Genomic DNA, 23,398 nt, shown 5'->3' on the forward strand with positions numbered 1-23,398 from the left:
GGGCGGGTCGCGGGCGCCTCAGGCCAGTGACAGGGGGGCGCTCAGCCCCATGGTGCGCGGCGCGAGCTCCGACTGCAGAATCAGCGTCGCTGCCCCCACGGCCGCGGCATCCTGAGTGTGTGGGGACAGCCGCACGCGGATGCCGTGCTGCGGTCGAGCGAAGAAGTCGCGGTTCACCTGAGAGTCGATCACCTGCAGATAGATCGATCCGGCCGTCGCGAAGGCGGGACCGGCCAGCGAGATCGAGTCGAGATCGAACAGGTTCGCCAGCGACGTCACCGCGGTTGCGAGGTGGCGTGCGGATTGTTCGATGAGACCGGTCGCGAACGTGTCGCCTCGGGCGGATGCCTTGGCGATCGCGCTGAACTGAGCGAACTCGTCGCCGGCGAGACCCAGCCGTTCGGCCTCGCCCGGATGGGCATGCGCGGTTCGGACGACCGCGGTCGGGTCGGCCACGTCTTCGGCGATGACCGGGCGCCCGTCTGCCCCGCTGGCGACGACGATGTGACCGATCTCGGCCGTGTTCGAGCTGGCTCCGCGAAACACCGTCCCGTCGATGAGGACGCCGGCGCCCGCGCCGAGCCCCATGTAGACCGTCGCGTGCGAGTGCGCACCCTCGACCGCTCCGCCCCAGAAGTCGCCGATCGCAGCGGCGGTGGCGTCGTTGTCGAGCACGACCGGCAGTCCTGTCGACGCGGTGATCATGTCGCGCAGCGGCACCCGGTGCCACGCTGCCATGTGAGAGGGGCCGAGGACCATGCCGCGTGCGACGTCGACCGGGCCGGGGGCTACGACTCCGATGCCGACCACCCGCTCCTCGTCGATTCCGAGTCCGGTCAGCAGATCGTGGATCTGCGCGACGACGCCCGCGGCCATCGCCTCTGGCGCGCGGCCGCCCACACCCCGCGTGCGCAGTCGCCCGACGAGCGCACCGCGCAGGTTCACGGCGACGTAGGTGATCGACTCCCTGCCGAGCTGCACGCCGACGGCGTAGCGCGCGGAGGTGTCGACCTCGAGCAAGACCACGGGGCGACCCCCATTGGGACGACCGAGGCCGGACTCCCGCACCAGGCCGTCGGCGAGCAGCTGTCGAACGACCGTCGACATGGTCGCGGCGGTCAGTCCGGTGAGGGCCGCCAGGTCGGTGCGGCCGATGGGTCCGTGGGTGCGGATCAAGTCGAGCACGAGGCCTTTGCTGGTACCGGATGCGAGTGAAACCCGCGCTCGTGCCATGTGCCCTCCTTGCGCCATGTTCGTGACGTTATCCGATCTTGACCTCAGGGAGGAGCCTACTAACTTGACACGCTTTAGAAAGCCATCTAAGAAAGACCCAGCACCGCGCGAGCCGAGGGTCAGCGTTGTTCCCTCGGGCGTGTGCCGGACGCATTCGCCTCCACACCACCGAAGGGTCAATGATGACAATCACTCGAAAGCGGCTGCTGTTCGGCGCCGCTGCGGTCGCGGCATCCGCTGCGCTCGCGCTCACGGGCTGCACCAGCGGCAGCAACGGCAACTCCTCTAAGGCGGGCGGTACCACCTCGGTCACGCTGTTCAGCGGCCAGGTCGGAAACTTCACGGAGAACTTCAACCCGCTCAACAACACGGGCGCGTATCTGCAGCCCACGAACGGCGTGATCTACGAGCCGCTGTTCTACTACAACAAGGCGAAGGCCGGGAAGCCGGTGCCGCTGCTCGGCACGTCATACTCCTGGAACACGGACGGCACCGAGCTCACCGTCAAGGTGCGCCAGGGTGTGAAGTGGTCGGACGGGTCGGCTGAGACGACCGACGACGTCGTGTACTCGCTGAACCTCGTCTCGAACAACCCTGGCCTCAACACCTCGGGGACCGAGTGGGTGGCGAAGAAGACCGCCGCTGACACCGTCGTCATCGACTTCCCGACGACCTCCTTCACCCTCGAGCCGCAGATCCTCGGCAACGAGCCGATCGTTCCGCAGAAGATCTGGAAGAACATCTCCGACCCGACCAAGGTGACCAACGACAAGCCCGTCGGCACCGGTCCGTATGAGCTCAAGAGCTTCACGCCGCAGAGCTTCGTCCTCGAGAAGAACCCGCACTACTGGGGCACCGGCGACAACGCCCCGAAGGTCGACCAGGTGCGATACGTCTCCCTGGCGAACGCGGATGCCGCGACATCCGCTCTCGAGGCCGGACAGACCGATTACATGGGCGCCTTCCTGCCCACGCTGAAGAGCATCATGTCCAAGCACAAGAACCTCAGCTACTCGAACTCGCCGCAGGCGACCACCGCGCTGTTCACGTGCGCTAACGTCGACCTCGGGTGCACCGGCCCGCAGACGGACCCCGCCGTGCGCCAGGCTCTGTACAACGCGATGGACCGCACCCAGCTCGACAAGCAGGCGGCCGCAGGATTCAGCGCGCCGGCCTCCTCCTCGCTGCTCCTTAACACGGTCAACAAGTCGCAGATCACGGACCCCAGCTACCTCGAGGTGCCGCAGACCGCGAACGTGTCGAAGGCGAAGAGCACCCTCGAGGCCGATGGCTGGAAGCTGAACTCGGACGGCTACTACGCGAAGGACGGCCAGGAGCTCGACCTCACGGTCAACGTGGTCTCCGGCTGGACCGACTACGACACCATCTGCCAGCTGCTGCAGGGTCAGTTCAAGGCGGCGGGAATCAAGCTCGCCGTGAACCAGATGGCCCAGAACGCCTGGAGCCAGGCGGAGTCAACGGGCAAGTTCGAGATGTCGATGAACTCGATCAACATGGGCGTCTCGTCCGACCCGTACTACCAGTACAGCGCGTACCTCGCCTCGTCGGCCACGGCCAAGGTCGGCACCCCCGCGCCGTCGACCAACACCTCGCGGTACTCGAACGCTGCGGTCGACGCGGCGATCAAGCAGCTCGCGACCACCAACGACGACTCCGCCAAGCAGGCGGCCTACAAGACGATCCAGGACCAGATCGTCAAGGACATGCCGTACGTGCCGATCTACGTGAACTCCGCTCTCGCCGAGTACAACAACAGCCGTGCGACGGGCTGGCCGACCCAGGACAACCAGTACGCCTTCCCGCTTCCCTGGGGTGGCAACTGGGGCGTGGGAATCGTGCTCAAGACCATCCGCCCGGTCAAGTAGACGCAACGCGATAGCGGTCGGAGTCGGGCGGATGCCTTCCAGCATCCGCCCGACTCCGGCCACGCAGAAAGCAGACAGAGATGCGGTTCTACCTGCAGAAAATCGTGTTCTACGTCGTCGCCCTGTGGGCGGCGGTGACCCTCAACTTCCTGATCCCCCGGCTCATGCCCGGCAACCCCGTCGACATCATGATCGCCAAGATGGGTGCGGCGGGCCAGCCCATCACGGCAGGCACCCGGCACGCCCTGGAGGTCGAGCTCGGGGGTTCCGGTGGCAGCCTCATCCAGCAGTACGGCGCCTACATCGTCAATCTGCTGCACGGCAACCTCGGGATCTCGTTGACGAACTTCCCTGAGAAGGTCACCACGGTCATCGGCCAGGCGTTGCCGTGGACGATCGCCCTGGTCGGCATGGCCACCATCATCTCCTTCATCCTCGGCATCGGCCTCGGCATGCTGGCGGGCTGGAAGCGCGGTTCGTGGCTCGACAATCTCATTCCCGTCACCACGATGTTCCAGGCGGTGCCGTATTTCTGGCTCGCGCTCATCCTGGTGCTCGTGCTCACGCGCGTCCTCAGCCTGTTCCCCTACGCGGGCGGCTACAACGTCGCGACGACGGTTCCTGGGCTGTCGTTCCAGTTCATCGGGAGCGCCCTGTACTACGGCTTCCTTCCGGCCGTGACGATCGTCATCTCGTCGGTCGGCGGCTGGATGCTCGGCATGCGCAACATGATGGTCGCGACGTTGTCCGAGGACTACATCGTCACGGCCGAGGCGAAGGGCCTCAAGCCGAGCCGCGTGCGCATGACCTACGCGGCCCGCAACGCGGTGCTCCCCTCGCTTTCCGGGTTCGCGATCTCCCTCGGCTTCGTCGTCGCCGGCTCGATCGTCACCGAGCAGGTGTTCAGCTACCCCGGCATCGGCCAACTGCTCTTCACCGCGGTCTCCAACGACGACTACGCCCTGATGCAGGGCGTCTTCCTCGTGATCTCACTCTCGGTGCTCGCGGCGAACCTCGTCGTCGACGTGCTGTACGGACTCATCGACCCGCGCACCCGCGCGCGGTCCTAGAAGGGCGCGGTCATGACATCCACTCTCTCTGTCACTGATGCTGCCGCTCCGGCGACCACCGGCGGCACCCGCAGCTTCGCTCGGCTGCTGCCATCGAGCTCGCCGAAGCTCATCGTCGGCCTGATCATCGCGGGCGTCGTCATCGTGTGGGGGATCGTCGGGCCCCTGCTCGTCGGCGACCCTCACGCCATCAGCACGAATGCCTTCGCGCCCCCCGGGCCGGAGCATTGGCTGGGCACCACGCAGGTCGGCCAGGACGTCTGGGCTCAGATCGCATACGGCACGCGCGGCTCGCTCGTCATCGGGTTCGTCGTCGGCCTGCTGGCGACGGTGCTGTCCGCGTTCTTCGGGGTGCTCGGCGCGTACATCGGTGGCGTCATCGACGAGGGCTTCGCGCTCTTCACGAACGTGGTCCTCGTCATCCCCGGCCTGCCGCTCGTCATCGTGATCGGCAACTACGTTCCGCAGAACCAGCGCGGTCTGTTCCTGATCGCGGTTGTCCTGGCGATCACCAGCTGGGCGGGGTCGGCACGCGTGCTCAGATCCGTCACGCTCTCCCTCCGCAACCGTGACTATGTCGCCGCATCGAAAGTCTCGGGCGAGAAGACCTGGCGAGTGCTCGCGGTGGAGATCCTGCCCAACCTCATCCCGGTCATGGCGTCCCAGTTCGTGTTCGCCATCATCTTCGCCATCCTCGGCGAGGCCGGGCTGTCGTTCCTCGGCCTCGGCGCGAACAACTCGTTCACGCTCGGGACGATCCTGTTCCAGGCCTACAACGACCTCGCGCTCACACAGGGAGCCTGGTGGTGGTTCGTTCCGCCTGGGCTCGTCATCGCGCTATTCGGGTGCGCGCTCTCGCTGATCAACTTCTCGATCGACGAGATCATCAACCCCAAGCTGCGCAATCAGACCAGGGCCTCGCGCAAGGCATGGGGGCTCACCGCCGATCAGATCCAGCGCCTTGAGAAGGAAGACATCAAATGAACACGGCGATGGACGCCCGTCCCCCTCGCCACGAGGCCGACCCCGTCCTGACGATCGAGGACTTCAGTGTCGATTATCTCGGCGCGAATACGACCCATGCGGTGAAGAACGTGTCACTCACCCTCGGGCGCGGCGAGATCCTCGGGCTCGCGGGCGAGTCGGGCTGTGGCAAATCGACGCTCGCCTACGGGGTGACGCGACTGCTGAAGCCGCCTGCGCTCATCACCTCGGGTTCGGCGACGTTCCACTCCCGCGAGGGGTTCAGCGTCGATCTCGCGACGCTCGGCGGCGCGGATCTGCGGGCATTCCGCTGGGACAAGATCTCGATGGTGTTCCAGGGTGCGATGAACTCGCTCAACCCCGTCATCTCGATCCAGGCGCAAATCGAGGACATCTTCACCACTCACCGCCCCGAGATGAAGAAGGCGGAGAGGGTGGAGCGCTGCGGCGATCTGCTCGAGCGCGTCGGCGTGGACCGCTCGCGCCTCAAATCGTTCCCGCACGAGCTCTCCGGGGGTATGCGGCAGCGCATGATGATCGCGATGGCGATGGCGCTCGACCCCCAGGTGATGATCATGGACGAGCCGACCACCGCGCTCGACGTGGTGGTGCAGAGGGAGATCCTGGACGAGATCACGCGGCTGCGTTCCGAGCTCGGCTTCGCCGTGATCTTCATCACCCATGATCTCCCGCTGCTGCTCGAGATCAGCGACAGGATCGCGGTGATGAAGGCGGGCGAGATCGTCGAGCTGAACGACGCGTACCAGCTGTACACGAATCCTCGCGACGAGTACACGAAACGACTGCTCGCATCGTTCCCGTCGCTGACCGGGAAACGCGGCGACTTCATCCGCACCGGCATCGCCGATGACCGACTCACGGAGACCGACCAGGAGGTGGTGGCGTCATGAGCACGCTCGAATTCCGCAACGTGACCAAGCAGTACCGCATCCGTGGGGAGCGTGGGCGGTCAGGGAGACTGCTCGCGGTCAACGATGTGAGCTTCACGATCGAATCGGGCAAGACCGTCGCACTGGTGGGTCAGTCCGGCTCTGGCAAGTCGACGATCGCGAAGCTCCTGCTGCAGCTCGAGCGGCCGTCGTCTGGCGAGATCCTGCTCGACGGGCGCCCGATCGAGCGCCACGGCGGCGGACTGCGCGCCTACCGCAATCAGGTTCAGATGGTCTTCCAGGACCCCTTCGCCTCGCTCAACCCCTATCACTCGATCGCGCATCACCTGGCGCGGCCGCTCAAGATCCACAAGCGGGCGACGAGCAAGTCGGATGTCGACGAAAAGGTCAGCCACCTGCTCGAGCGCGTACGCCTCACCCCCGCCGACGAGATCGCGGCGAAGCATCCGCACGAGCTGTCGGGTGGGCAACGTCAGCGCGTCGCGATTGCCCGTGCCCTCGCGCCCGAGCCCACGATGCTGATCGCGGACGAGCCGGTGTCGATGCTCGACGTGTCGATCAGGCTCGGCGTGCTGAACCTCCTCGCGCAGCTGCAGCGCGAAGACAACCTCGGCGTGCTCTACATCACGCACGACCTCGCGACCGCGCGGCACTTCAGCGACGAGATCCTCGTGATGTACAAGGGCGAGATCGTCGAGCGCGGTCCGTCGGACGAGGTCATCCTGAACCCCCAGCACGAATACACCAAGAAGCTCGCCGCGGCAGCGCCGAACCCCGAGCTGCGACTGAAGCAGATTGCAGGAGCATGAGCCAGCACCCTCCCCTCACCTTCACCCCGATCACGGCCGGCTGGACGGTCGCGCCGCTCGCGGGCCCGGTGCCCGACGGCTTCCCCGACGCGGCGCTGCCGGCCACGGTGCCGGGAGTGATCCACACCGACCTGCTGCGCGCCGGTCTCATCTCCGACCCCTTCGACGGCGACAACGAGGCCGCGCAGCAGTGGATCGGCGACACTTCATGGCGCTACGTCACGAGCTTCGAGTGGCACGACGACGGCAGTGCGCGGCACGACCTCGTCGCCTTCGGGCTCGACACGGTGGCAACCGTGCGGCTCAACGGGCACGAGGTGGCGCGCACCGAGAATCAGCACCGCTCCTATCGTTGGCCGGTCGCCGAGCTGCTGCGCGACGGCGCCAACGAGCTGGTCGTCGACTTCGCGGCGCCGGTGCCCGAGGTGAACGCGCGTGCCGAGCGCTACGGCGCGTTGCCGCGCGTGAACCACCACGAGTTCAACCAGCTGCGCAAGACGGCGTCGCATTTTGGCTGGGACTGGGGTGTCGACGTCGCCGGGGTCGGCATCTGGCAGCCCATCGGCATCGACTCGTGGTCAGGCGTGCGCATCGACTCGGTGCGTCCCCTGGTCTCGGTCGACAGCGACGCCGCCGGCGTTCTCACCGCTCACGTGAAGCTCGAGCGCGACGGGGCCGGTGCGTCCGAGGCGCTCGCAGTGGTGGTGAAGGTCGCAGGCCTGGGGCAGGGCGTCACGGCGGTCGCCGATGTCGCTGCGGATGCCCGGGTCGTGGCCGTCGAGGTGCGGGTGCCCGACGCACGGCTGTGGTGGCCGGTCGGTCACGGCGAGCAGTCGCTCTACGACGTCACCGTGTCGGTAGGCGACGCGCAGTGGACGGGCCGCGTCGGCTTCCGCACGGTGCGCGTCGACACCGCCCCGGATGTCGCCGGCCGTCCGTTCAACGTCTATGTCAACGACGAGCTCGTGCTCGTGCGCGGCGTGAACTGGATTCCCGACCATGCCTTCCTGACCGAGATCGACCGGGCGCGCTACACGCGCAGGCTCGCCGACGCGGTGGAGGCGAACGTGAACCTGATCAGGGTCTGGGGCGGCGGCATCTACGAGTCCGACGCGTTCTACGACCGGGCGGACGAGCTGGGCCTGCTCGTGTGGCAGGACTTCCTGTTCGCCTGCGCGGCGTATGCGGAGGAGGAGCACCTCGCCCTCGAGGTCGAGGCCGAAGCACGCGAGCAGATCACGCGGCTCTCCCAGCATCCGTCTCTGATCATCTGGAACGGCAGCAATGAGAACATCTGGGCCTACGCCGACTGGGGCTGGCCGGCGACGCTCGACGGCCGCAGCTGGGGTGACGGGTACTACCGCGGCCTCTTCCCGCGGCTGCTCGCCGAGCTCGACCCGACGCGCGCCTACTCACCGGCATCGCCGTTCAGCTTCGGCGAGTACCTGCACCCGAACGATCCGCGCAATGGCACGATGCACATCTGGGACGTCTGGAACCAGCGCGACTACGTCGCGTACCGCGACTATGCGCCGCGTTTCCTCTCGGAGTTCGGCTTCCAGGGTCCCCCGGCGTGGTCGACGCTGGCGCGCGTGGTGCACGATCAGCCGCTCGACCCCTTCGGTCATGAGATGCTCGTGCACCAGAAGGCGCACCTCGGCAACGAGAAGCTCGCGCGCGGCATCGTCGGGCATCTGCCTGCGCCGACGTCGATCGAGGCCTGGCATTGGGCCACTCAACTGAACCAGGCCCACGCAATCGCCAGCGGCATCGCCCACTTCCGCTCGCTCACGCCGCACAACACCGGCACGATCCTGTGGCAGCTGAACGACAACTGGCCGGTCGTCTCGTGGGCGGCGGTCGACTTCGACGAGCACCGCAAACCGCTGTGGTACGCGCTGCGCGACGCCTACGCGCCGCAGCTCGCGACCATCCAGCCGCGCTCGTCCGCTGCGGCGGTCGAGGCGGCATTCGAGGGCGCCGCGCCCGAGAAGGACGTCCTGTCGCTCGTGCTGGTGAACGACACGGATGCCGGGTTCGATGGTGCCTTCGACGTTGCTCGCCAGAGGTTCGACGGCACGGTGCTCGCGACCGCCACGCTGTCGGCGACGATTCCCGCGCGCGGCTGGCTCGAGCTTGAGCTGCCGCCCGACGTGCGCGCCGTGGGCGACTCGTCGCGCGAGGTCATCGTCGCCCGGGCCACGACGCGGGACTCCGCCTTCACCACGGCTCTGTGGCACCCCGCCGAGGTCGTCGATCAAGCGCTGGACCCCGAGCCGTTCGACGTCTCGGCCGAGCGGACCGAGGGCGGCTACGCTGTGACAGTGACAGCCCGTTCATTCGTGCGTGACGTCTTCCTGCAGGTCGACCGGGTCGACCCGCAGGCGCGGGTCGACCGCGGGCTCGTCTCGCTGCTCGCGGGAGAGAGCGTTCGCTTCGAGATCGCGTCTTCTCGTGACGTGGACCCCGCGGCCTTCACGCAGTGGCCGGTGCTCAGCAGCGCGAACGTTCTGCACGCCCCGCGTGCCTCGTAGAGAACCAGAGAAAGAAAGACCGATGCGCCTGACCGACCCGACCGCGACGACGGTCGGCATCGTGTTGCGCCGCTCGCCCAGGCAGCTCGCCGCGGAGCCCTTCTACGGAGAGCTGATCGGTGGCATCGAGGAGGTGCTCGAACCGTGGGGGCTGCAGGTTCTCATGCAGATCGTCGACGGCATGCCGCGCGAGTTGAACAGCTACCGGCACTGGGCGAAGACGGGCGTCGTGCGCGCCGTCGTGCTCGTCGACCTCGTGGCGCAGGACCCGCGGCCAGCGTTGCTCGCCGAGCTGGGGCTGCCTGGCCTCATTCTCGGCGAGCCGGATGACGGGGCTCCGCTGCCCGCTCTTCGCACCGACGGTTATCGGCCCATTCGCGACGCGGTCAGCCGTCTGGCGGAGCTCGGCCATCGCCGGATCGCCCGTGTCGCCGGGCCTGCAACGTTCAAGCACACCCTCGAGCGCACGCGCGGCTTCATCGACGCCACGGCTGAGTTGGGGATCGAGCCGCTGCTGGAGGAAGGCGATTACTCCGGGGAAAGCGGCGCCGCCGCGACCGCGCGACTGCTGCGGGCGGACGATGCGCCCACCGCGATCGTGTACGACAACGACACCATGGCGATCGCCGGGCTCGGTGCCGCGCGCGACCTCGGCGTCGAGGTCCCGAGCCGGCTGTCGATCCTCGCGTGGGACGACTCACAGCACTGTCGGCTCGCGACGCCGGCGGTCTCGGCGATGAGCTACGACGTGCATCTGCGCGGGCAGCTTGCGGCGCGCACTCTGCTGGAGGTGCTCGACGGCGCGACTCCGGGCGACACCTGGTCGGAGCCGCCCGTGCTGGTCGAACGCGGTTCCACCGCGCCATATGACGGAACTGACGCAGGCGCCACGCTGCTCGAGCAGATGGCCGAGTGATCGCCGCCGCTGGGAAACCCGCGGAGCCTCCCGTGACGTCGCCCCCGATGCCGTCGGGTCAACCCGCGAGCGCCGCGGCGGCGGTCTTCATCAGCGCGGCCGTCGAACTCGGGAACACGACTCGGAATCCGTCGTAGTCGCCGTAGAGCACGCCGTCGTCGGTCAGCGCCGTCAGCAGCCAGAACTGGAAGCCGTTGACTCCGGCGGAGTCGACCGTGCCGAGCCAGCTCTGATACGACGCGTCCCTGGTCGCCTCATCGGCACTCGCGGGCGACTTGCCGATCGGCAGGCCGAACTCCTCGAGCACGACCGGCTTGCCGATCTTCGCGGCGGCTGCCGCGTGGGCGGTGATCCACGCGTTGCCCCAGCCGACCGGGTCGCTCGTCTCACCCCAGCCGACGGGGTACATGTGGAAGGTGCCGTAGTCGATCGCGGGCAGTGAGGTGAGCGCCACCCAGTCATTGCCCTCATAGCCGCCGTACGGGTAGTCGCTCGAGCTCTTGTCAAGCCCGAGGCCCTCGTCGCCGAGCGCGACGAGCTGGTGCGGAGCCAGTCGTTTCACGAGCTGGCTCGCCGCGTCTGCTCACTTCAGAAGCGCAGCGCCGTCAGTGTTCCCGAACCCGGTGCCCGCTGATCGATTGCGTGGCTCGTTGGCGAGTTCCCAGGTCATGATCGTCGGGTCGTCCCGGTAGGCGAGTCCCGTGTAGCGGTTCACTCGGGTGATCACATGGGCCACGTAGGCCGAGTACGCCGCCCGGATCTGCGGGTCGGTGTAGAAGAGATCGTGATTCGGCGTGTTCCCTGTCGCATCGCCGTATTCGTCGTCGCTGAGCGACGGGTGGAACCACTTCACGTATTGGGGCATGCCGCCGTAGTCGCCCCAGTTGTTGGTCAGGGCGAGCACCAGCTTGATGCCAAGCTGTCCGGCCTTGTAGACCGCGTAGTCCAGGGAGTCGAAGGCGGACTCGTCGTACTTATAAGGGGCCGACTGCAGAACGACGTTCTGGCCACCGGCCGCACCATCGCTGAACGCCCACGCACGCACGACCTTGAGCCCGAGCTGCCCGGCGTTGTCGAGGGCGCTATCGATCATGTAGTGCGAGCTGGTGTGCAGGTAGTAGGTGTTCGTTCCACCGAATCGCCACGGCTTTCCGCCTGCCAGCAGCGAGCTGCCACGCCGCGAGACGTATGCGCCGCGGCCGAAGTCCCACGGGTTGGGCAGCGATCCCTGCGCGGCCACAGCTGTCGAGGCGGAAGCGGCGAGAGGGTTCAGCAGGGCGGTCCCCGCGGCCGCGGCTGCGGCGACGCCGCCGCCGACGAGGAGGCCGCGCCGGCTGACGCCGCGGTGCGGTTCGGGAGCGCGCTCGGACATAGGAATCTCCTTTGATTCGCAATCGGTGCCACCACGACACCCGACGCGGGCGACGTTAGTGCGCGGCATCCGTTAAGTAAATAACTTTAGAAAGTGTCAGTATGAGGTGAGCCAGTGTCGGCGGCGGACCGGCGGCTCGGCTGCCGCTTCCGGGGACTCGGCCGCCGCCACCCCGCCACCGACCGAGAGAGGCTGACGATGCGAGGTCTGAGCTGGCGCCTGCTCTCGGGCACCGGGCTGATCGTCGTCGGGGTCACCGGGGTCGTGCAGGCGGCCACAGGAGCGATCGGCGCCGTCGTTGTCGGACGGCTCGCGGGGCATCCGTCGTGGCTGCTGGTGGCGGTGCTCGCCGCGGTCAACCTCGCGCAGATCGTCGCCGGCGGGGCGCAGTGGCGAGCGCTCGCGGTCGCGGTCGGCCGTGCCGAGCGAGCCGTGCGCCGCACGATGCTCACGCGTGTGCTCGGGCAGCCGATGGAGGCGTTGCAGAAGCAGGGCGCGGGCGAGCTCATCGACCGCGTCGACGATGACCCGGCGCAGCTCGGCGCGCTCGTGCGTGGGCCGGCGCTCTGGACCGGGCAGGCGGTGCTCGGCGCCGTCGCCGCGTGGATCGTGGCGGGGATTTCCTGGTGGCCTGCGTGGCCGCTGTTCCTGGTCGTCGGCACCGTCTGCGTGCTTATCGTGCGGCGGCGCGCGGGGCGGATCGCCCAGCTCAAGGTGCAGGAGGAGACCGCATGGTCGGCTCATGGAGCCGGGCTCGAAGAGGCGGTCGCTGCCGCCGACGACCTGCGAGCCGCGCAGGGGCGCGAATTCGCGGTGCAGCGCTACGCGGCGCAGGCATCCGTTCTGCTGCATCGCATCGACCGCACCGGTGCCGCCGCAGTCAGCGTGACCGCGCGGGTCGGGATGCTGCTCAACGCGCTCGTCGCGGTCGTCGTCCTGCTCGCGGCGGCGACTGCGAGCGGTGCGCCGCTGTTCGGCGGCGTGAGCACCGGCCGCATCGTCACGCTCTGGTTCCTCATCGTCGGTTTCGTCGGCGCACTCGCCAACGTCACGGGCAATCTGCCTCAGATCCAGTCCGGCCTCGGGGCAGCGCAGCGCATCAACGCGCTCCTGCGCATGCCGCAGGAGCCGGCGACGGGGGCGGAGGTGCCGCACCGCGCCGCACGGGTCGAGCTGCGTGGCCTCGTGCACGAGTTCGACCAGGGCTTCCGCCTCGGCCCGATCTCACTCACGATCGCGGCCGGCGAGACGATCGCCCTCGTCGGCCGCACCGGCTCGGGCAAGTCCACCCTCGCGAAGCTGATGGTGCGTGCAATCGAGCCGCGCGCGGGCGAGGTCCTGCTCGGCGGCCGCGACGTGCTCGATTTCGCCCTGCCTTCGTTACGCCGCCACTGCGCCGTCGTTGCGCAGAACACCGAGCTGATCGGGGGCACCATCGCGGACAACGTGCGGCTCTACGCCGACGCCTCCGACGAGGATGTGATGGACGCCTTCGAGAGGCTCGGTCTCACTGACTGGGTCGCCCGGCTGCCCGACGGACTCGACACCGTCGTCGGCGCAGGCGGAACGGGACTATCGGCGGGCGAGGCGCAGCTCGTCGCATTTGCTCGGCTGATGATCCTCGACCCCGTTCTCGTCGTCCTCGATGAGGCCAGTGCTCGGTTGGACGCTGTGACGGCTCGCCGCCTGACCACAGCGACCGAGCGGCTGCTCGAGGGCCGCACGGCGGTGGTCATCGCGCATCGCCTCGAGACGGTGCGGCATGTCGACCGTGTCGTGGTGTTGAGCGGCGGCTCGGTCGCTGAAGAGGGCACATGGGCCGAGCTTGCGGCGGCGGGGGGCGCGTTCGCGTCGTCATTGCGTGCGGCAGGCATCGTCGACGACGAGACGCCGGCCGATCCCATGGCGGCACGAGGCGACGGGAACGCTGCGACCGCTGCGACCGAGACGCCCGACGCATCGGGTGACGCTTCGACGGCGCGCACGGCCGCCGCGAACGCGCCCACCCCCTCTCCCTCGCTCGCGCGCACCGTGCTGAGTTTCCTCACGTCGTTCCCGCGCTGGGGCTTCTGTGGCGATCTCAGTTGGCTCGTCGGCTCGCTGATCGGCCCATACGGCGTCGTTACCGGAGCGCTCTGGGGCGCGCTTGCTGCGACCATCGGGCATCACGGGGACGTGTGGCCACTCGCACTGCCGCTTGCGGCCGGTCTGCTGCTGTCGCCCTGGCTGCTCGCGATCGCGGCACGGCTGCACCCGCGCTGGATGGCCGCCATCTCCCTGACCGTGCGGCTCGCGATCCTGCGCGGGCGACTCGCGCCGCGGATGCCTGCGCCCGCCGCCGCCGGCGAGGTGCTCGGCCGCGCGCTCGACTCGACGCGGCTCGCAAACTTCGCCGACGAGGCGCTCGGCATCCCCTACGGAATCCTGTTCGCGATCTTGACCGGCGTGCTCGCGGGCGGCTGGACCGCTGGCTTGATCGCTGGCGCCATCATGGTGCTATGCGCCCTGGTATCGATCACTGGGGTGGGTGTCGTCGGTCGCGCGGGACGCGCTGCCGCCGCCGCGCGGGCCGCATCGGCTCGTGCTCTCGGGTCGCTGCTCGAGGCCGCCGCGACGATCAAACAGGCGGGCGTCGTGGACGAGGCCGTCGAGCACGCGGCATCAGCCGACGCGAGTCGGATCGCAGCGTCCATCCGGGAGAACACCGTCGGCAGCATTCCCTGGCTCACAACCGGCCTGCTCGTGCAGTTCGGCGTCGTCGTCGGATGGGCGCTGCACACCTCCGGACAGTGGGCCCTTCCGACCGCGCTGCTGCTCAACACCGTGCTGGGAAACTTCTCGTGGTTCGGTTTCGTCACCGGGCAGGTGGTCACGAGCGCGCCCGCCACGAGGTCTTGGCTCCGTGCGGTCGCGCGGATTGCGGGCACTGAGCGGCTCGCCAGGCTGCCGACAGGCGTCGACCTCGGCCGCGGGCACGCACCGGCTGCGGCACCACCCAGGCCGGCAGAACTGCGGGAGCTCGTCATGCGTGACTTCACGGTGAGGCACGCCGACGGATCGAGAGGGGTGACGGATGTGAGCCTCACGATCTCCCGCGGGGAATTCATCGCCGTCATCGGGCGCGTCGGCTCGGGCAAGAGCTCGTTGCTCGCGGGACTCGCCGGGCTGCGCGGCAGCGAGGGCGCGCTGCTGTGGAACGGCAAGCCGATGGTCGCGGGCCACGCGCGCGAGTCCGGTCAGGTCGCCTACGTGGCCCAGGTTCCGGCCCTGCTGTCCGGCACCGTGGAGGAAAACGTGCACCTCGGTCGCGCTGAGAGATTCGTCGCCGTGGCGTCCGCTGCCGCAGACGCCGGCTTGAACCCCGGCATGTCTGCGGCGATCGCCGGGGCCGATCCGCTGCGGGTCGATCTGGACGCCGAGACCGGACTGCGCGGGCGCAGTCTCTCCGGCGGTCAGGCGCAGCGCGTCGCCATCGCTCGCGCGCTCGCGTCGGAGCCGCAACTGCTGATCGCCGACGACGCTGGATCGGCGCTCGACCCTGAGACCGAGCTCGCCATGTGGAGGGCACTTCGGCGCAGCGGGACGACGGTGATCGCGGCGGCGTCGCGGCGCAGCGTGCTCGAGCGTGCCGATCGCGTCGTGGTCCTTGAGCGCGGGCGCGTTGCGGCGGTGGCCCCGTGGAGGCAGCTCGAGGCGGATTGGTCAGAGCTCGCGGGCTGACCACGGCCGGCAGGGCCTAGTTCGGCTCACGGACGTGAAAACGGAGGATGAACGACGCGGGGGCAGCGACGAGGCGGTGGGCCGGCAAGACCCCTGGCCCGCACGAGGCGCTCCCCAGGCCGGTCTGGCCGAGGTCCAGGTTGAGCCAGACGCGATCGCCCGGCTCGAGTTCGCTGGTGTGTGAGGCGGCCTCGAGCTGCTCGGTCGTCCACCGCCGAGCAGCGAATTGGAACGGTTGGTCGCCGTTGATGTGAAGCATCGAGCCGGCGCTCGTGAGGTCCAGCCAGTGCACCCCGCTGCGGTTGCCGTTCTCTTGTGGGTAGACGTACGCGGTTCGCAGCTCGTCGATCGATTTCTCGAAAAGTCCCATGCGTACGGCGCGGTGGCTGTCAGCATACGACTCGCCACTCACTCATCTAGGGCCTCCGAACTCAGCACCGCGGCGCGCTTCCGTCGCTTGCCGCGAAACTCGTGGGTGGCTACGCAGTTGGAACAATCGCCTGGGTTGCGGCTCACGCGAAGAAGGGGAAGTCGATGCCCGTTCCTGCCGCGCGCGCCGCGTTGACGAAGAAACTCGCGACCGCAAGATCCTGGATTCCTGTGCCGACCGCGTCGAACACTGTGACCGCGTCGTCGTTGGTGCGCCCCGGGTGTGTCTCCGCAAGCACTTCACCGAGCGTGGCCGCCAGGTTTGACTGCCGGAAGGCTCCTTCGGAGATCGGAATGAGAATATCGCCCGACTCATGCAGAGCGGTCTCCAGATGGTCGACGAACAACTGTGCTCTTGCTGCCGCCGCGCTGTCGATCTCGCGGTAATCGGAACGCGGCGGGGCACCGATGGCATTTACGTGGGTTCCGGGGAGCCATTCTCTCCACACACCGTGGGAGTCGATCTCAAGGACGCGAAGGGCAGCCCCATCGAAGTCGGGACGACTTCGATCGCGATGTTCTTCAACACCAACGAGCGCATCATCGACTCGGTCGAGGCGAAGAGACACGCCACCGCCTCCGACCCCTACGCAACGAAGTGGCTCCGCACGCACGCCGTGGGCTCTGGTCCTTACTACGTCTCGGATTGGCAGACCGGGCAGCAAGTCGTGCTGAAGTCCCACCCGGACTACCCGAAGCAGCCTGCCTTTAAGACCGTGACGGCGCGCGTGGTAAACAACGCGAACGTGTCCTCGTTGCTTCAGAGCGGCGAGATCAACTTCGGGGAGTTCAACCTTTCTCAAAGCGATATCGACAAGCTCGACAAGGCCGGATTCAAGGTCGCCTCGGAAGCGGCAGCGACTCTGACGTACCTCACCATGGCCTCGGACACCGGGCCATTCAAGGATGAGAAGGTCCGGCAGGCGGTGGCGTACGCGATCCCCTACAAGCAGATCATCTCGTCGGTGTACTCCGGTCGAGCACAACGCGGCCTCAGCATCGTGAACAAGACCTCCAGCAGCTATGCGCCGGCCTGGAACATCTACGACACCGATCTCGGCAAGGCCAAGGAGTTGATGAGCGAGGCCGGCAACCCGTCGATCTCGGTGCCCCTGCATTATTCGACGGGTGATGCCGCCCAGGAGGACATCGCCATCTTGATCCAGGAGAACCTCAAGAAGATCGGCATCACCGTCAAGCTCACGCCGCACACCGCCGACGAGCAATGGGACGTGGTCAACGGCCGGTCCCGCGCTCCGAGCAACCCCGGTTCGCCTGACATGGTGCTCTTCAACTGGGGGCCGTGGACCGACGATCCGAAGATCCCGGTCGGCTATTCCTCGACCAAGAACGGCGTCAACAACTACGCCCTCTGGGACGACCCGAAGGTTGATCAGGTCGACGCGACCTGGCAGCTGAGGGCACCTTCGGCGGAGCGCGATGCGGCCTACAAGCAGGCGCAGGAGATCATCGCCAAGGCCGCTCCGGTCATTCCGATCACCTATGCCGAGCGCCAGTCCGTAATGGCGAAGGGAATCACCGGCGCCTCATTCGAGCAATTCGCCGGAACTCGGTTCTACCTACTCGAGCCCGACTCGAAGTAGCAGGACCGCCAGCGGGGAGGCGGCGACCCACCGCCTCCCCGCCTATGACCTATGCACGTCCGCACGAAAGGAAGAGAACGCACATGACCGCAACGATGATCGCCGAGAGACTGCTCGACGGATTCGAGCCGACCTTCGAGGCAGATCTCGCCGCGCCCATCCCCGAGTCCGAATACATCGAGCGCCTCGACAGGCTGCGCCGCGCCGCGGCGGTCGCTGAGAACGGGGTGACGCTCGTGCACGCTGATGGCGCGTCGGGGTTCCAGACGTCGAACTCCTACATCCACTGGCTTTGCGACTGGGTGCGAGAGGGCATCCTCGTCGTACCGACCGACCCGTCGCTCGACGTCCACCTCTTCTCCTTCTATACGGAGTCGGTCATCATGCCACCGCAGGGGGAGCCGATCGGCGTCGCCGAGATCTGGCAGATCAGCCCGTTCAGTATTGAATATGGCGGCCGCGCGGGAAGCCCGGTGCGCAAGACCATCGACGCAGTGGTGAAGCGCCTCGTCGAACTCGGGCTTGACACGGCGAGTGTCGGGCTGGTCGGCGACAAAACGTCCGCCGCATTCTGGACCTATCTTGAGTCCGAGCTGCCGCGGGCGCAGTTCAGCGACCGTACCGAGGTCCTCAACGACATGACTCGCATTCTCTCGTTGAATGAGCAAGCCCAGGTGCGCACGGCAGCCCAACTCGCCAGCATCGCCTACGAAGCGGCCTGCCACGTCACCAGGCCCGGCGTCACTGATTTCGAGGTCTATGCCGCATTCACCTACGCCCAGATGGCGCGCGGCGGTGAAACCGGCGACGGCTATCAGATCGGCGTGAACAAGTGGGGAACCGCGTGCGGAAAGCCATACGGGCACGTCATCCGCTCCGGTGACCTCCTCAACCTGTACGTTTCCAACGTCAAATACCACGGGTACACCGCCCAGATCGCGCGCATGATCGCGATCGGGGACATCACCGCGAGACAGGCGACCACTCTTGAGATGACCGCTGATGCAGTCCGCCGTGCGGAGGCGAAGATCCACCCCGGCGCTCGCTTCAGCGAACTGCACGATGCCGCGTTCACCGCCTACACCGATCGCGGTTACCTCTCCACGGAGCAGACAGAGACGGCGAAGATGCCGTACAACTGGGAATCTCTGACGGACGGCTCAGCGCGCAAGGTGCCGACGAAGTACGTTCCGGACGAGGACTACGAGGCCGGCGGTCGCCGCCTGAACCACGTGTACCCGGCGACCGCGGGGCCGCACAACCCCAACCTCGGCCACAGTGTCGGCAACATGGGCGGACCGAAGTTCAATGTGACCTCCCACAACACCGCGACCCTCCAGCCAGGGATGGCCTTCGTTCTACATGCGCAATGGCTCGATCCGTTGAGCGACGGGTCCAACATCGGCGATATGTACCTCGTCACCGAAGACGGCTACGAGAATCTCAGCCGGTATACACCGCTCGACGCATACCGTGTCGAGGGCTAGCAAAGTTCAGTAGCCCTGGTCCCGCACGGCCAGGGCTACCGAACGGGCCCGTGAGTGAGTTAGCTCGTAGCCTTCCGTCTCCGTAACTTTCTTCGCTGGGCTGGGCCTACTCTTCCAGGCGGAAGTAGGGGAGCACCTCGCCGCCCTCGTCGGAACCGAGCTGGGTGAACGCTACGACGACCCCCCGGCCGTCGAGGTCGGCGTCGGGGTCGGCACCTTGGATCTCGGTCCACCACCACGGCCCTTCGTCCAATTGGACGATTCCGACGGTCCGGCGGGCGGTCGAGCCGTCGGCTTGGCGCTCGTGGACCACGGCCCAGCTCACAATGGTCCCGCGGCCTGAGGCGGGCGTCCTCTCGTACCGTTTCGGATCAGCCGAGACATCGAATTGCGGCTCGTGATACTCGCCGGTCACCGAGTCCCTGACGATGAGGAACCGTCCTGCGGCGGCCGCGTCGAAGAAGTCTGCGGTGGCCTGATCGCGGGCTACGGGATACGTGGGCATGGCGTCAGCTCCTGTCGGTACCGAGGACGAGGGTCGAGTGGTAGTCGAGGATGCCGCCGTTTCCGGAGATGAGCACACGATCATGCTTCTCGACCTGGCGTTCGCCGCCGTGGCCGCGGGCTTGGATGATCGCCTCCGACACCGGAGTCATGCCCCACATGTAATAGGAGGAGAGCTCGCCGCCGCCCGTGTTGACCTTGAGTTTGCCGTTCGGGCCGATCGCGCCGGCTTCGGCGAGCGCCGGTCCGCCCTCGCCCTTGGGGAAGAATCCGTAATCCTCGAGCGTGACGAGCGCCGTATAGGTGTAGCAGTCGTACACCTCGACGACATCGATCTCGTCGAGCGTCGTATCGGCCATCCGTAATGCGCGCGGCCCCGACGTGGCGGCGCCGGTGACCAAGCCGAAGTCATCGTTGCGGATGCCCGTGCGGCCAGGGTGCCCCTGGGCCCAGCCGAGGAGCCGGACAGGAGGCTGCGTGAGATCTCGCGCGCGCTCGAGAGAGGTCACGATCACGGCGATCCCGCCGTTCGAGACGAGACAGCAGTCATAGAGGTGGAACGGCTCGGCGATGTAGCGGGACGCGTGGTATTCCTCGAGCGTCAAGGGCGTTCCGTAGAACTGGGCGAGGGGGTTCAGCTGCGCCCAATCCCGCTGGGCGACGGCGATGTGGCCCAATTGATCCTGCGTCGTCCCGAACCTCTTCATGTGGCGTCGCGCGGCCAGCGCGTACGAGGTGTTGGCCGAGTAGAGGCCGTTCGACGCCTGCAGCCCCCGCCACCCGGCGGGCACCGAGGCGTTCTGCTTGTACGCGGCCCCGCCGCCGCGGTTCGGTCGAAGCGGGTCATCGGCCCAGACGGTCGCCACGACATCCGCCGTACCCGACTGGATCGCCATCGCCGCGTACTGGATCATCTGACCCGCCGTTGAGCCATAGCCCTGCATGAAGGTGAGCAGGTTGAGATCGGTGAGTCCGAGCATGCCCTGCAGGTCGAGTCCGATCGAACTGTTCAGGCCGCCCGACATGATGAGCCCGTCGATGTCCGACAGCTCGATGCCCGCATCCGCAGCGGCGAGCCGGACGGCCTCCGCCGCGAACTGCGGGGCCGTCTTTCCGTAGACCTTGCCGAGCTCGGTCATCCCCAAGCCTGCGATTGCTGTCTCAGCAGCAGCCATAGCTGCGCGCCTCCTCGTTGAGTCCTCCTGCCGGTCTAGCCCATGGCCGGTCGCTGAGACAACGCGGCATCCGCGCATTTGGGTGCAGCCACAAAACGAAGGAACGCATTTCGGTTCGGCACCTAATGCGTGGTCGGTGTGCCGCTGATGAGAATCGGGACCCATAGATCGGCGACGCCGCCGCTCCCGGGAGCCTCCCGCAGCCGTGGCGGGCATCGCCACTGCCTGGAGGAAGCCATCCCGTGAATTTCCAGCCCCTGTCCGGCATCCGTGTACTCGACTTCACCTGGAATGTCGCCGGTCCCACCGCCACCAAGGTCCTCGCTGCGCTCGGCGCCGACGTCATCAAGGTCGAGTGGCCGCTGCGTCCGGATCCCGGTCGTGCGTTCTCGTTCTCACCGGTGACCCCGGGGGTCTTCGACAGCGGCGGCTTCTTCGCCGACTTGAACTCCGGAAAGCGCAGCTTCACCGTCGATCCGAACACGGAGGCGGGGCGGGAGATCCTCGAAGAGATCATCGCCCGCTGCAATCTGGTCATCGAGTCGTTCTCGGCACGTGTGATGAAGGGGTGGGGACTCGGCTGGGAACGCCTGCAGGAGCTGAACGAGAGCCTGGTCTATGTCAGCGTCTCGGGCTTCGGCCACACCGGCCCCCACGCGTCGTACGTCAGTTACGGGCCGACGGCGCAAGCGGTCAGCGGCGTCACCGCCGCCTCGGGCCGTCCAGGGCGCGAGCCGGCGGGGTGGGGCTACTCATATCTGGACGTCATGACCGGGTACCAGGCCGCCTTCGCGTCCGTGGCGGCGTTGAGGCAGCAGAAGGAGACCGGTTCCGGCGCTCGCGTCGACCTTTCGCAGCTCGAGACCGGCGCCTCTCTCATCGGGCCGCTGCTGATGAACGCCGATGAGCTCGAAGCGCAGGGAGAGGCTTTCCCGCCCGGCAATCACGCCGTCGAACGGTGGGGACAGGCGGGTTACCGTTACGAGGTCGGTGCGCCATACAACGTTTATCCGACCGCGCCGCAGGGCGAGGACGATACGGATGCCTTTTGCGCCATCTCCGTGCTGACGGACGCACAGTGGCAGATGCTCGCCGGACTTGCCGCGGAGCACGGTCACGCGGCGCCCGACGGCCTCGACACGGTCCGCGACCGCATCGAACGACAGGCCGAGCTCGATGCGTGGCTCAGCGATTGGACTCGGGAAGTCGAGAAGTTCGAACTGGCGGACCTCCTCCAGTCCCGCGGCATCCCCGCGGCCGCCATGGAGAGCGGCAAGGACAGGATCGAATCCGATCCGTCGCTCGCGGCCCGCGAGGTGTTCCAGGCCACCGAGCACCCCTTCGTCGGCGTCCACAGGATGTCTTCGCTGCCCGTCCTGGTCGACGGCCGGCCCCTGCCGGCGAAGGCGTCGTGGCCGTTGCTCGGCCGGCACACGGACGAGATCCTCGCTGGCGTGCTCGGCTACGACGAGGGGCGGATCACGGACCTCAGGCGAACGGGTGTGACCTGGCCGACAGGGCTGCCCCGGGCAGACAAGCCGGTCGAGGAGGTCGCGGCATGAGCGCGTACTCAGAACTGCCACTGGCCGGCATTCGTGCGATCGAGATCGAGCACGGTGTCGCTCACTACGCCGGAAAGCTTCTCTCGGACCTCGGCGCCGAGGTCATCAAGGCGGAGCCGGCAGGTGGCTCGCCGAGCCGCGCCGCAGAGCCCGTTGTCGCGGGCCGATCGGTGCCTTTCGACTACTACAACACGGGAAAGCGGTCCGTCGCGCTCGAACTGGACAGCGAGTCGGGGCGGGCGGAGCTGCGCGCGCTGATCTCTGCGGCCGACCTCGTGGTCGACGACCTCTCCGATTCCGAGTTGCAGGAGCTGGGCCTCAGCGATGAGACCCTCGGATCTCTACGACCGGGCATCGTGCATCTGAGCGTCACGCCGTTCGGCGCCTCGGGGCCCTGGCGTGAGCGTCTCGGAAGCGACCTGGTCTCACTCGCCGGCGGCGGCGTCACGGCGAGCACCGGATACGACTCGGTCGACGGCGAGCCGGGTGAGCCCATCACCCCGACCGGCGGTCACGCGGCCCACTTCGGCGGGGTCCTCGCGGCGACCTATGCCGTCGCCGCTCTCCTCGCGCCGCGGACTGAAGGCGTCCTGAGGCTGGACGTCTCCGTGCACGACGTCATCGCCGTCTCGACGGAGATCGCCGTTTCGCTGTGGGAGTTCGGCAAGCAGACCGTCGTGCGGCACACCGGCCGGCACGCCGCCGCGGACCTGCATACTCCGGAGTGGCAATTCCGCTGCGCCGATGGCCGGTACATCTCGGCGATCACGCTGTACATGAACAACCGACGCTTCGCGGCCATCAAGGAGTGGTTCGCCGAAGACGGACTGGCGCACGATCTCGAGGACGAGAAGTTCGCCACCGACAAGGGGCGCGTCGAGAACATGCACGAGATCGTCGCCGTGATGCGCAGCTTCTTCGGGGGGCACGACAGCGATTGGCTCTTCAGCGAGGCGCAGCGCCGCCAGCTGCCCTGGGCCAAAGTGCAGCTGCCGCAGGATCTCGTCGACGACCCTCAGCTGCGCGCGCGCGACTTCTTCACGAGTGTGGCGCTTCCGGACGGTCGTCTGCAGGAGATTCCGGGGCATGCCTGGGTGGGCCTGCCCACGATCTTCGATGTCCCGGAGCAGCGGATGCGTGCGCCAGAGCTCGGCGAGGACGCCGAGATCCTGGCCGTGCAGAAGCGTTCCTGATTCCTCTCC

At 67.5% G+C, this 23,398-nt stretch carries 17 protein-coding genes and 1 pseudogene; 12 read left to right on the forward strand and 6 right to left on the reverse strand.

The features are described 5' to 3' along the window. Window positions 1-18 precede the first annotated feature (18 nt). Window positions 19-1,233: an ROK family transcriptional regulator gene (locus ABD708_RS04300; RefSeq protein ID WP_344752044.1), complete on the reverse strand. Its 1,215-nt coding sequence runs from the start codon at window positions 1,231-1,233 to the stop codon at window positions 19-21. Window positions 1,234-1,415: 182 nt separating this feature from the next. Here ABD708_RS04300 and ABD708_RS04305 point away from each other — a divergent pair, with 182 nt between their 5' ends. The 7 genes from ABD708_RS04305 to ABD708_RS04335 all read left to right on the forward strand — a co-directional run bounded on the left by ABD708_RS04305 (window position 1,416) and on the right by ABD708_RS04335 (window position 10,343). Then, window positions 1,416-3,119 (forward strand): ABC transporter substrate-binding protein, encoded by a 1,704-nt coding sequence (locus ABD708_RS04305; protein ID WP_344752045.1) that lies wholly within the window; start codon window positions 1,416-1,418, stop codon window positions 3,117-3,119. A gap of 80 nt (window positions 3,120-3,199) precedes the next feature. Then, on the forward strand, window positions 3,200-4,189 hold the full coding sequence (locus tag ABD708_RS04310) for an ABC transporter permease (protein ID WP_344752046.1): 990 nt from the start codon (window positions 3,200-3,202) through the stop codon (window positions 4,187-4,189). A 12-nt stretch (window positions 4,190-4,201) separates the two neighbouring features. After that, on the forward strand, window positions 4,202-5,173 hold the full coding sequence (locus tag ABD708_RS04315; protein ID WP_344752047.1) for an ABC transporter permease: 972 nt from the start codon (window positions 4,202-4,204) through the stop codon (window positions 5,171-5,173). Continuing rightward, on the forward strand, window positions 5,170-6,084 hold the full coding sequence (locus ABD708_RS04320) for an ABC transporter ATP-binding protein (RefSeq protein WP_344752048.1): 915 nt from the start codon (window positions 5,170-5,172) through the stop codon (window positions 6,082-6,084). The genes ABD708_RS04315 and ABD708_RS04320 overlap by 4 nt, the downstream gene beginning before the upstream one ends. Next, the gene (locus ABD708_RS04325) at window positions 6,081-6,893 is read left to right on the forward strand and encodes an ABC transporter ATP-binding protein (RefSeq protein ID WP_344752049.1); all 813 of its coding nucleotides are present in this window, start codon (window positions 6,081-6,083) and stop codon (window positions 6,891-6,893) included. The genes ABD708_RS04320 and ABD708_RS04325 overlap by 4 nt, the downstream gene beginning before the upstream one ends. Next, window positions 6,890-9,427 (forward strand): glycoside hydrolase family 2 protein, encoded by a 2,538-nt coding sequence (locus ABD708_RS04330; protein WP_344752050.1) that lies wholly within the window; start codon window positions 6,890-6,892, stop codon window positions 9,425-9,427. The genes ABD708_RS04325 and ABD708_RS04330 overlap by 4 nt, the downstream gene beginning before the upstream one ends. A gap of 22 nt (window positions 9,428-9,449) precedes the next feature. Next, entirely contained in the window at window positions 9,450-10,343 is an 894-nt protein-coding gene (locus tag ABD708_RS04335; protein ID WP_344752051.1) for a LacI family DNA-binding transcriptional regulator, read from the forward strand. A gap of 58 nt (window positions 10,344-10,401) precedes the next feature. Here ABD708_RS04335 and ABD708_RS19515 read toward each other — a convergent pair. Continuing rightward, a pseudogene (locus tag ABD708_RS19515) lies at window positions 10,402-11,784 on the reverse strand (glycoside hydrolase 5 family protein). A 45-nt stretch (window positions 11,785-11,829) separates the two neighbouring features. Between ABD708_RS19515 and ABD708_RS04350 the strand changes: the two are divergent. After that, window positions 11,830-15,435, forward strand: coding sequence for an ATP-binding cassette domain-containing protein (locus ABD708_RS04350; RefSeq protein WP_344752054.1), 3,606 nt, complete (start codon window positions 11,830-11,832; stop codon window positions 15,433-15,435). Window positions 15,436-15,451: 16 nt separating this feature from the next. On the opposite strand, the gene ABD708_RS04355 is transcribed toward ABD708_RS04350, so the two are convergent. Both ABD708_RS04355 and ABD708_RS04360 read right to left on the reverse strand, forming a co-directional pair. Beyond that, window positions 15,452-15,847 carry a beta-galactosidase small subunit-related protein gene (locus tag ABD708_RS04355; RefSeq protein WP_344752055.1) on the reverse strand — a complete coding sequence of 132 codons (396 nt, stop codon included), beginning with the start codon at window positions 15,845-15,847 and terminating at the stop codon, window positions 15,452-15,454. Window positions 15,848-15,947: 100 nt separating this feature from the next. Next, complete coding sequence (locus ABD708_RS04360; protein WP_344752056.1) at window positions 15,948-16,313, reverse strand: hypothetical protein; 366 nt, start codon at window positions 16,311-16,313, stop codon at window positions 15,948-15,950. Here ABD708_RS04360 and ABD708_RS04365 point away from each other — a divergent pair. Both ABD708_RS04365 and ABD708_RS04370 read left to right on the forward strand, forming a co-directional pair. Beyond that, window positions 16,197-17,468 carry an ABC transporter substrate-binding protein gene (locus ABD708_RS04365; protein ID WP_344752057.1) on the forward strand — a complete coding sequence of 424 codons (1,272 nt, stop codon included), beginning with the start codon at window positions 16,197-16,199 and terminating at the stop codon, window positions 17,466-17,468. The two genes, ABD708_RS04360 and ABD708_RS04365, sit on opposite strands and share 117 nt — an antisense overlap. An 83-nt stretch (window positions 17,469-17,551) precedes the next feature. Further along, on the forward strand, window positions 17,552-18,955 hold the full coding sequence (locus ABD708_RS04370; protein WP_344752058.1) for a M24 family metallopeptidase: 1,404 nt from the start codon (window positions 17,552-17,554) through the stop codon (window positions 18,953-18,955). A 106-nt stretch (window positions 18,956-19,061) separates the two neighbouring features. Here the strand turns inward: ABD708_RS04370 and ABD708_RS04375 are convergent, their stop codons facing one another. Then, window positions 19,062-19,460: a Zn-ribbon domain-containing OB-fold protein gene (locus ABD708_RS04375; protein WP_344752059.1), complete on the reverse strand. Its 399-nt coding sequence runs from the start codon at window positions 19,458-19,460 to the stop codon at window positions 19,062-19,064. Between the two features lie 4 nt (window positions 19,461-19,464). After that, window positions 19,465-20,598 (reverse strand): thiolase family protein, encoded by a 1,134-nt coding sequence (locus tag ABD708_RS04380; RefSeq protein ID WP_344752060.1) that lies wholly within the window; start codon window positions 20,596-20,598, stop codon window positions 19,465-19,467. Window positions 20,599-20,876: 278 nt separating this feature from the next. On the opposite strand from ABD708_RS04380, the gene ABD708_RS04385 reads away from it, so the two are divergent. Next, entirely contained in the window at window positions 20,877-22,196 is a 1,320-nt protein-coding gene (locus ABD708_RS04385) for a CaiB/BaiF CoA transferase family protein (RefSeq protein ID WP_344752061.1), read from the forward strand. Then, window positions 22,193-23,389, forward strand: a complete 1,197-nt coding sequence (locus tag ABD708_RS04390; protein WP_344752062.1) for a CaiB/BaiF CoA transferase family protein — start codon at window positions 22,193-22,195, stop codon at window positions 23,387-23,389. Before ABD708_RS04385 ends, ABD708_RS04390 begins: the two co-directional genes overlap by 4 nt. Window positions 23,390-23,398: the final 9 nt, after the last annotated feature.

Source organism: Gryllotalpicola koreensis (assembly GCF_039538185.1).
Taxonomy (GTDB): domain Bacteria; phylum Actinomycetota; class Actinomycetes; order Actinomycetales; family Microbacteriaceae; genus Gryllotalpicola; species Gryllotalpicola koreensis.

Coding starts and splice junctions, on each gene's coding strand:
- ABD708_RS04300 (WP_344752044.1), bottom strand. CDS start 1,233: ATGGCACGAGCGCGGGTTTCACTCGCATCCGGTACCAGCAAAGGCCTC.
- ABD708_RS04305 (WP_344752045.1), top strand. CDS start 1,416: ATGACAATCACTCGAAAGCGGCTGCTGTTCGGCGCCGCTGCGGTCGCG.
- ABD708_RS04310 (WP_344752046.1), top strand. CDS start 3,200: ATGCGGTTCTACCTGCAGAAAATCGTGTTCTACGTCGTCGCCCTGTGG.
- ABD708_RS04315 (WP_344752047.1), top strand. CDS start 4,202: ATGACATCCACTCTCTCTGTCACTGATGCTGCCGCTCCGGCGACCACC.
- ABD708_RS04320 (WP_344752048.1), top strand. CDS start 5,170: ATGAACACGGCGATGGACGCCCGTCCCCCTCGCCACGAGGCCGACCCC.
- ABD708_RS04325 (WP_344752049.1), top strand. CDS start 6,081: ATGAGCACGCTCGAATTCCGCAACGTGACCAAGCAGTACCGCATCCGT.
- ABD708_RS04330 (WP_344752050.1), top strand. CDS start 6,890: ATGAGCCAGCACCCTCCCCTCACCTTCACCCCGATCACGGCCGGCTGG.
- ABD708_RS04335 (WP_344752051.1), top strand. CDS start 9,450: ATGCGCCTGACCGACCCGACCGCGACGACGGTCGGCATCGTGTTGCGC.
- ABD708_RS04365 (WP_344752057.1), top strand. CDS start 16,197: ATGGTCGACGAACAACTGTGCTCTTGCTGCCGCCGCGCTGTCGATCTC.
- ABD708_RS04370 (WP_344752058.1), top strand. CDS start 17,552: ATGACCGCAACGATGATCGCCGAGAGACTGCTCGACGGATTCGAGCCG.
- ABD708_RS04375 (WP_344752059.1), bottom strand. CDS start 19,460: ATGCCCACGTATCCCGTAGCCCGCGATCAGGCCACCGCAGACTTCTTC.
- ABD708_RS04380 (WP_344752060.1), bottom strand. CDS start 20,598: ATGACCGAGCTCGGCAAGGTCTACGGAAAGACGGCCCCGCAGTTCGCG.
- ABD708_RS04390 (WP_344752062.1), top strand. CDS start 22,193: ATGAGCGCGTACTCAGAACTGCCACTGGCCGGCATTCGTGCGATCGAG.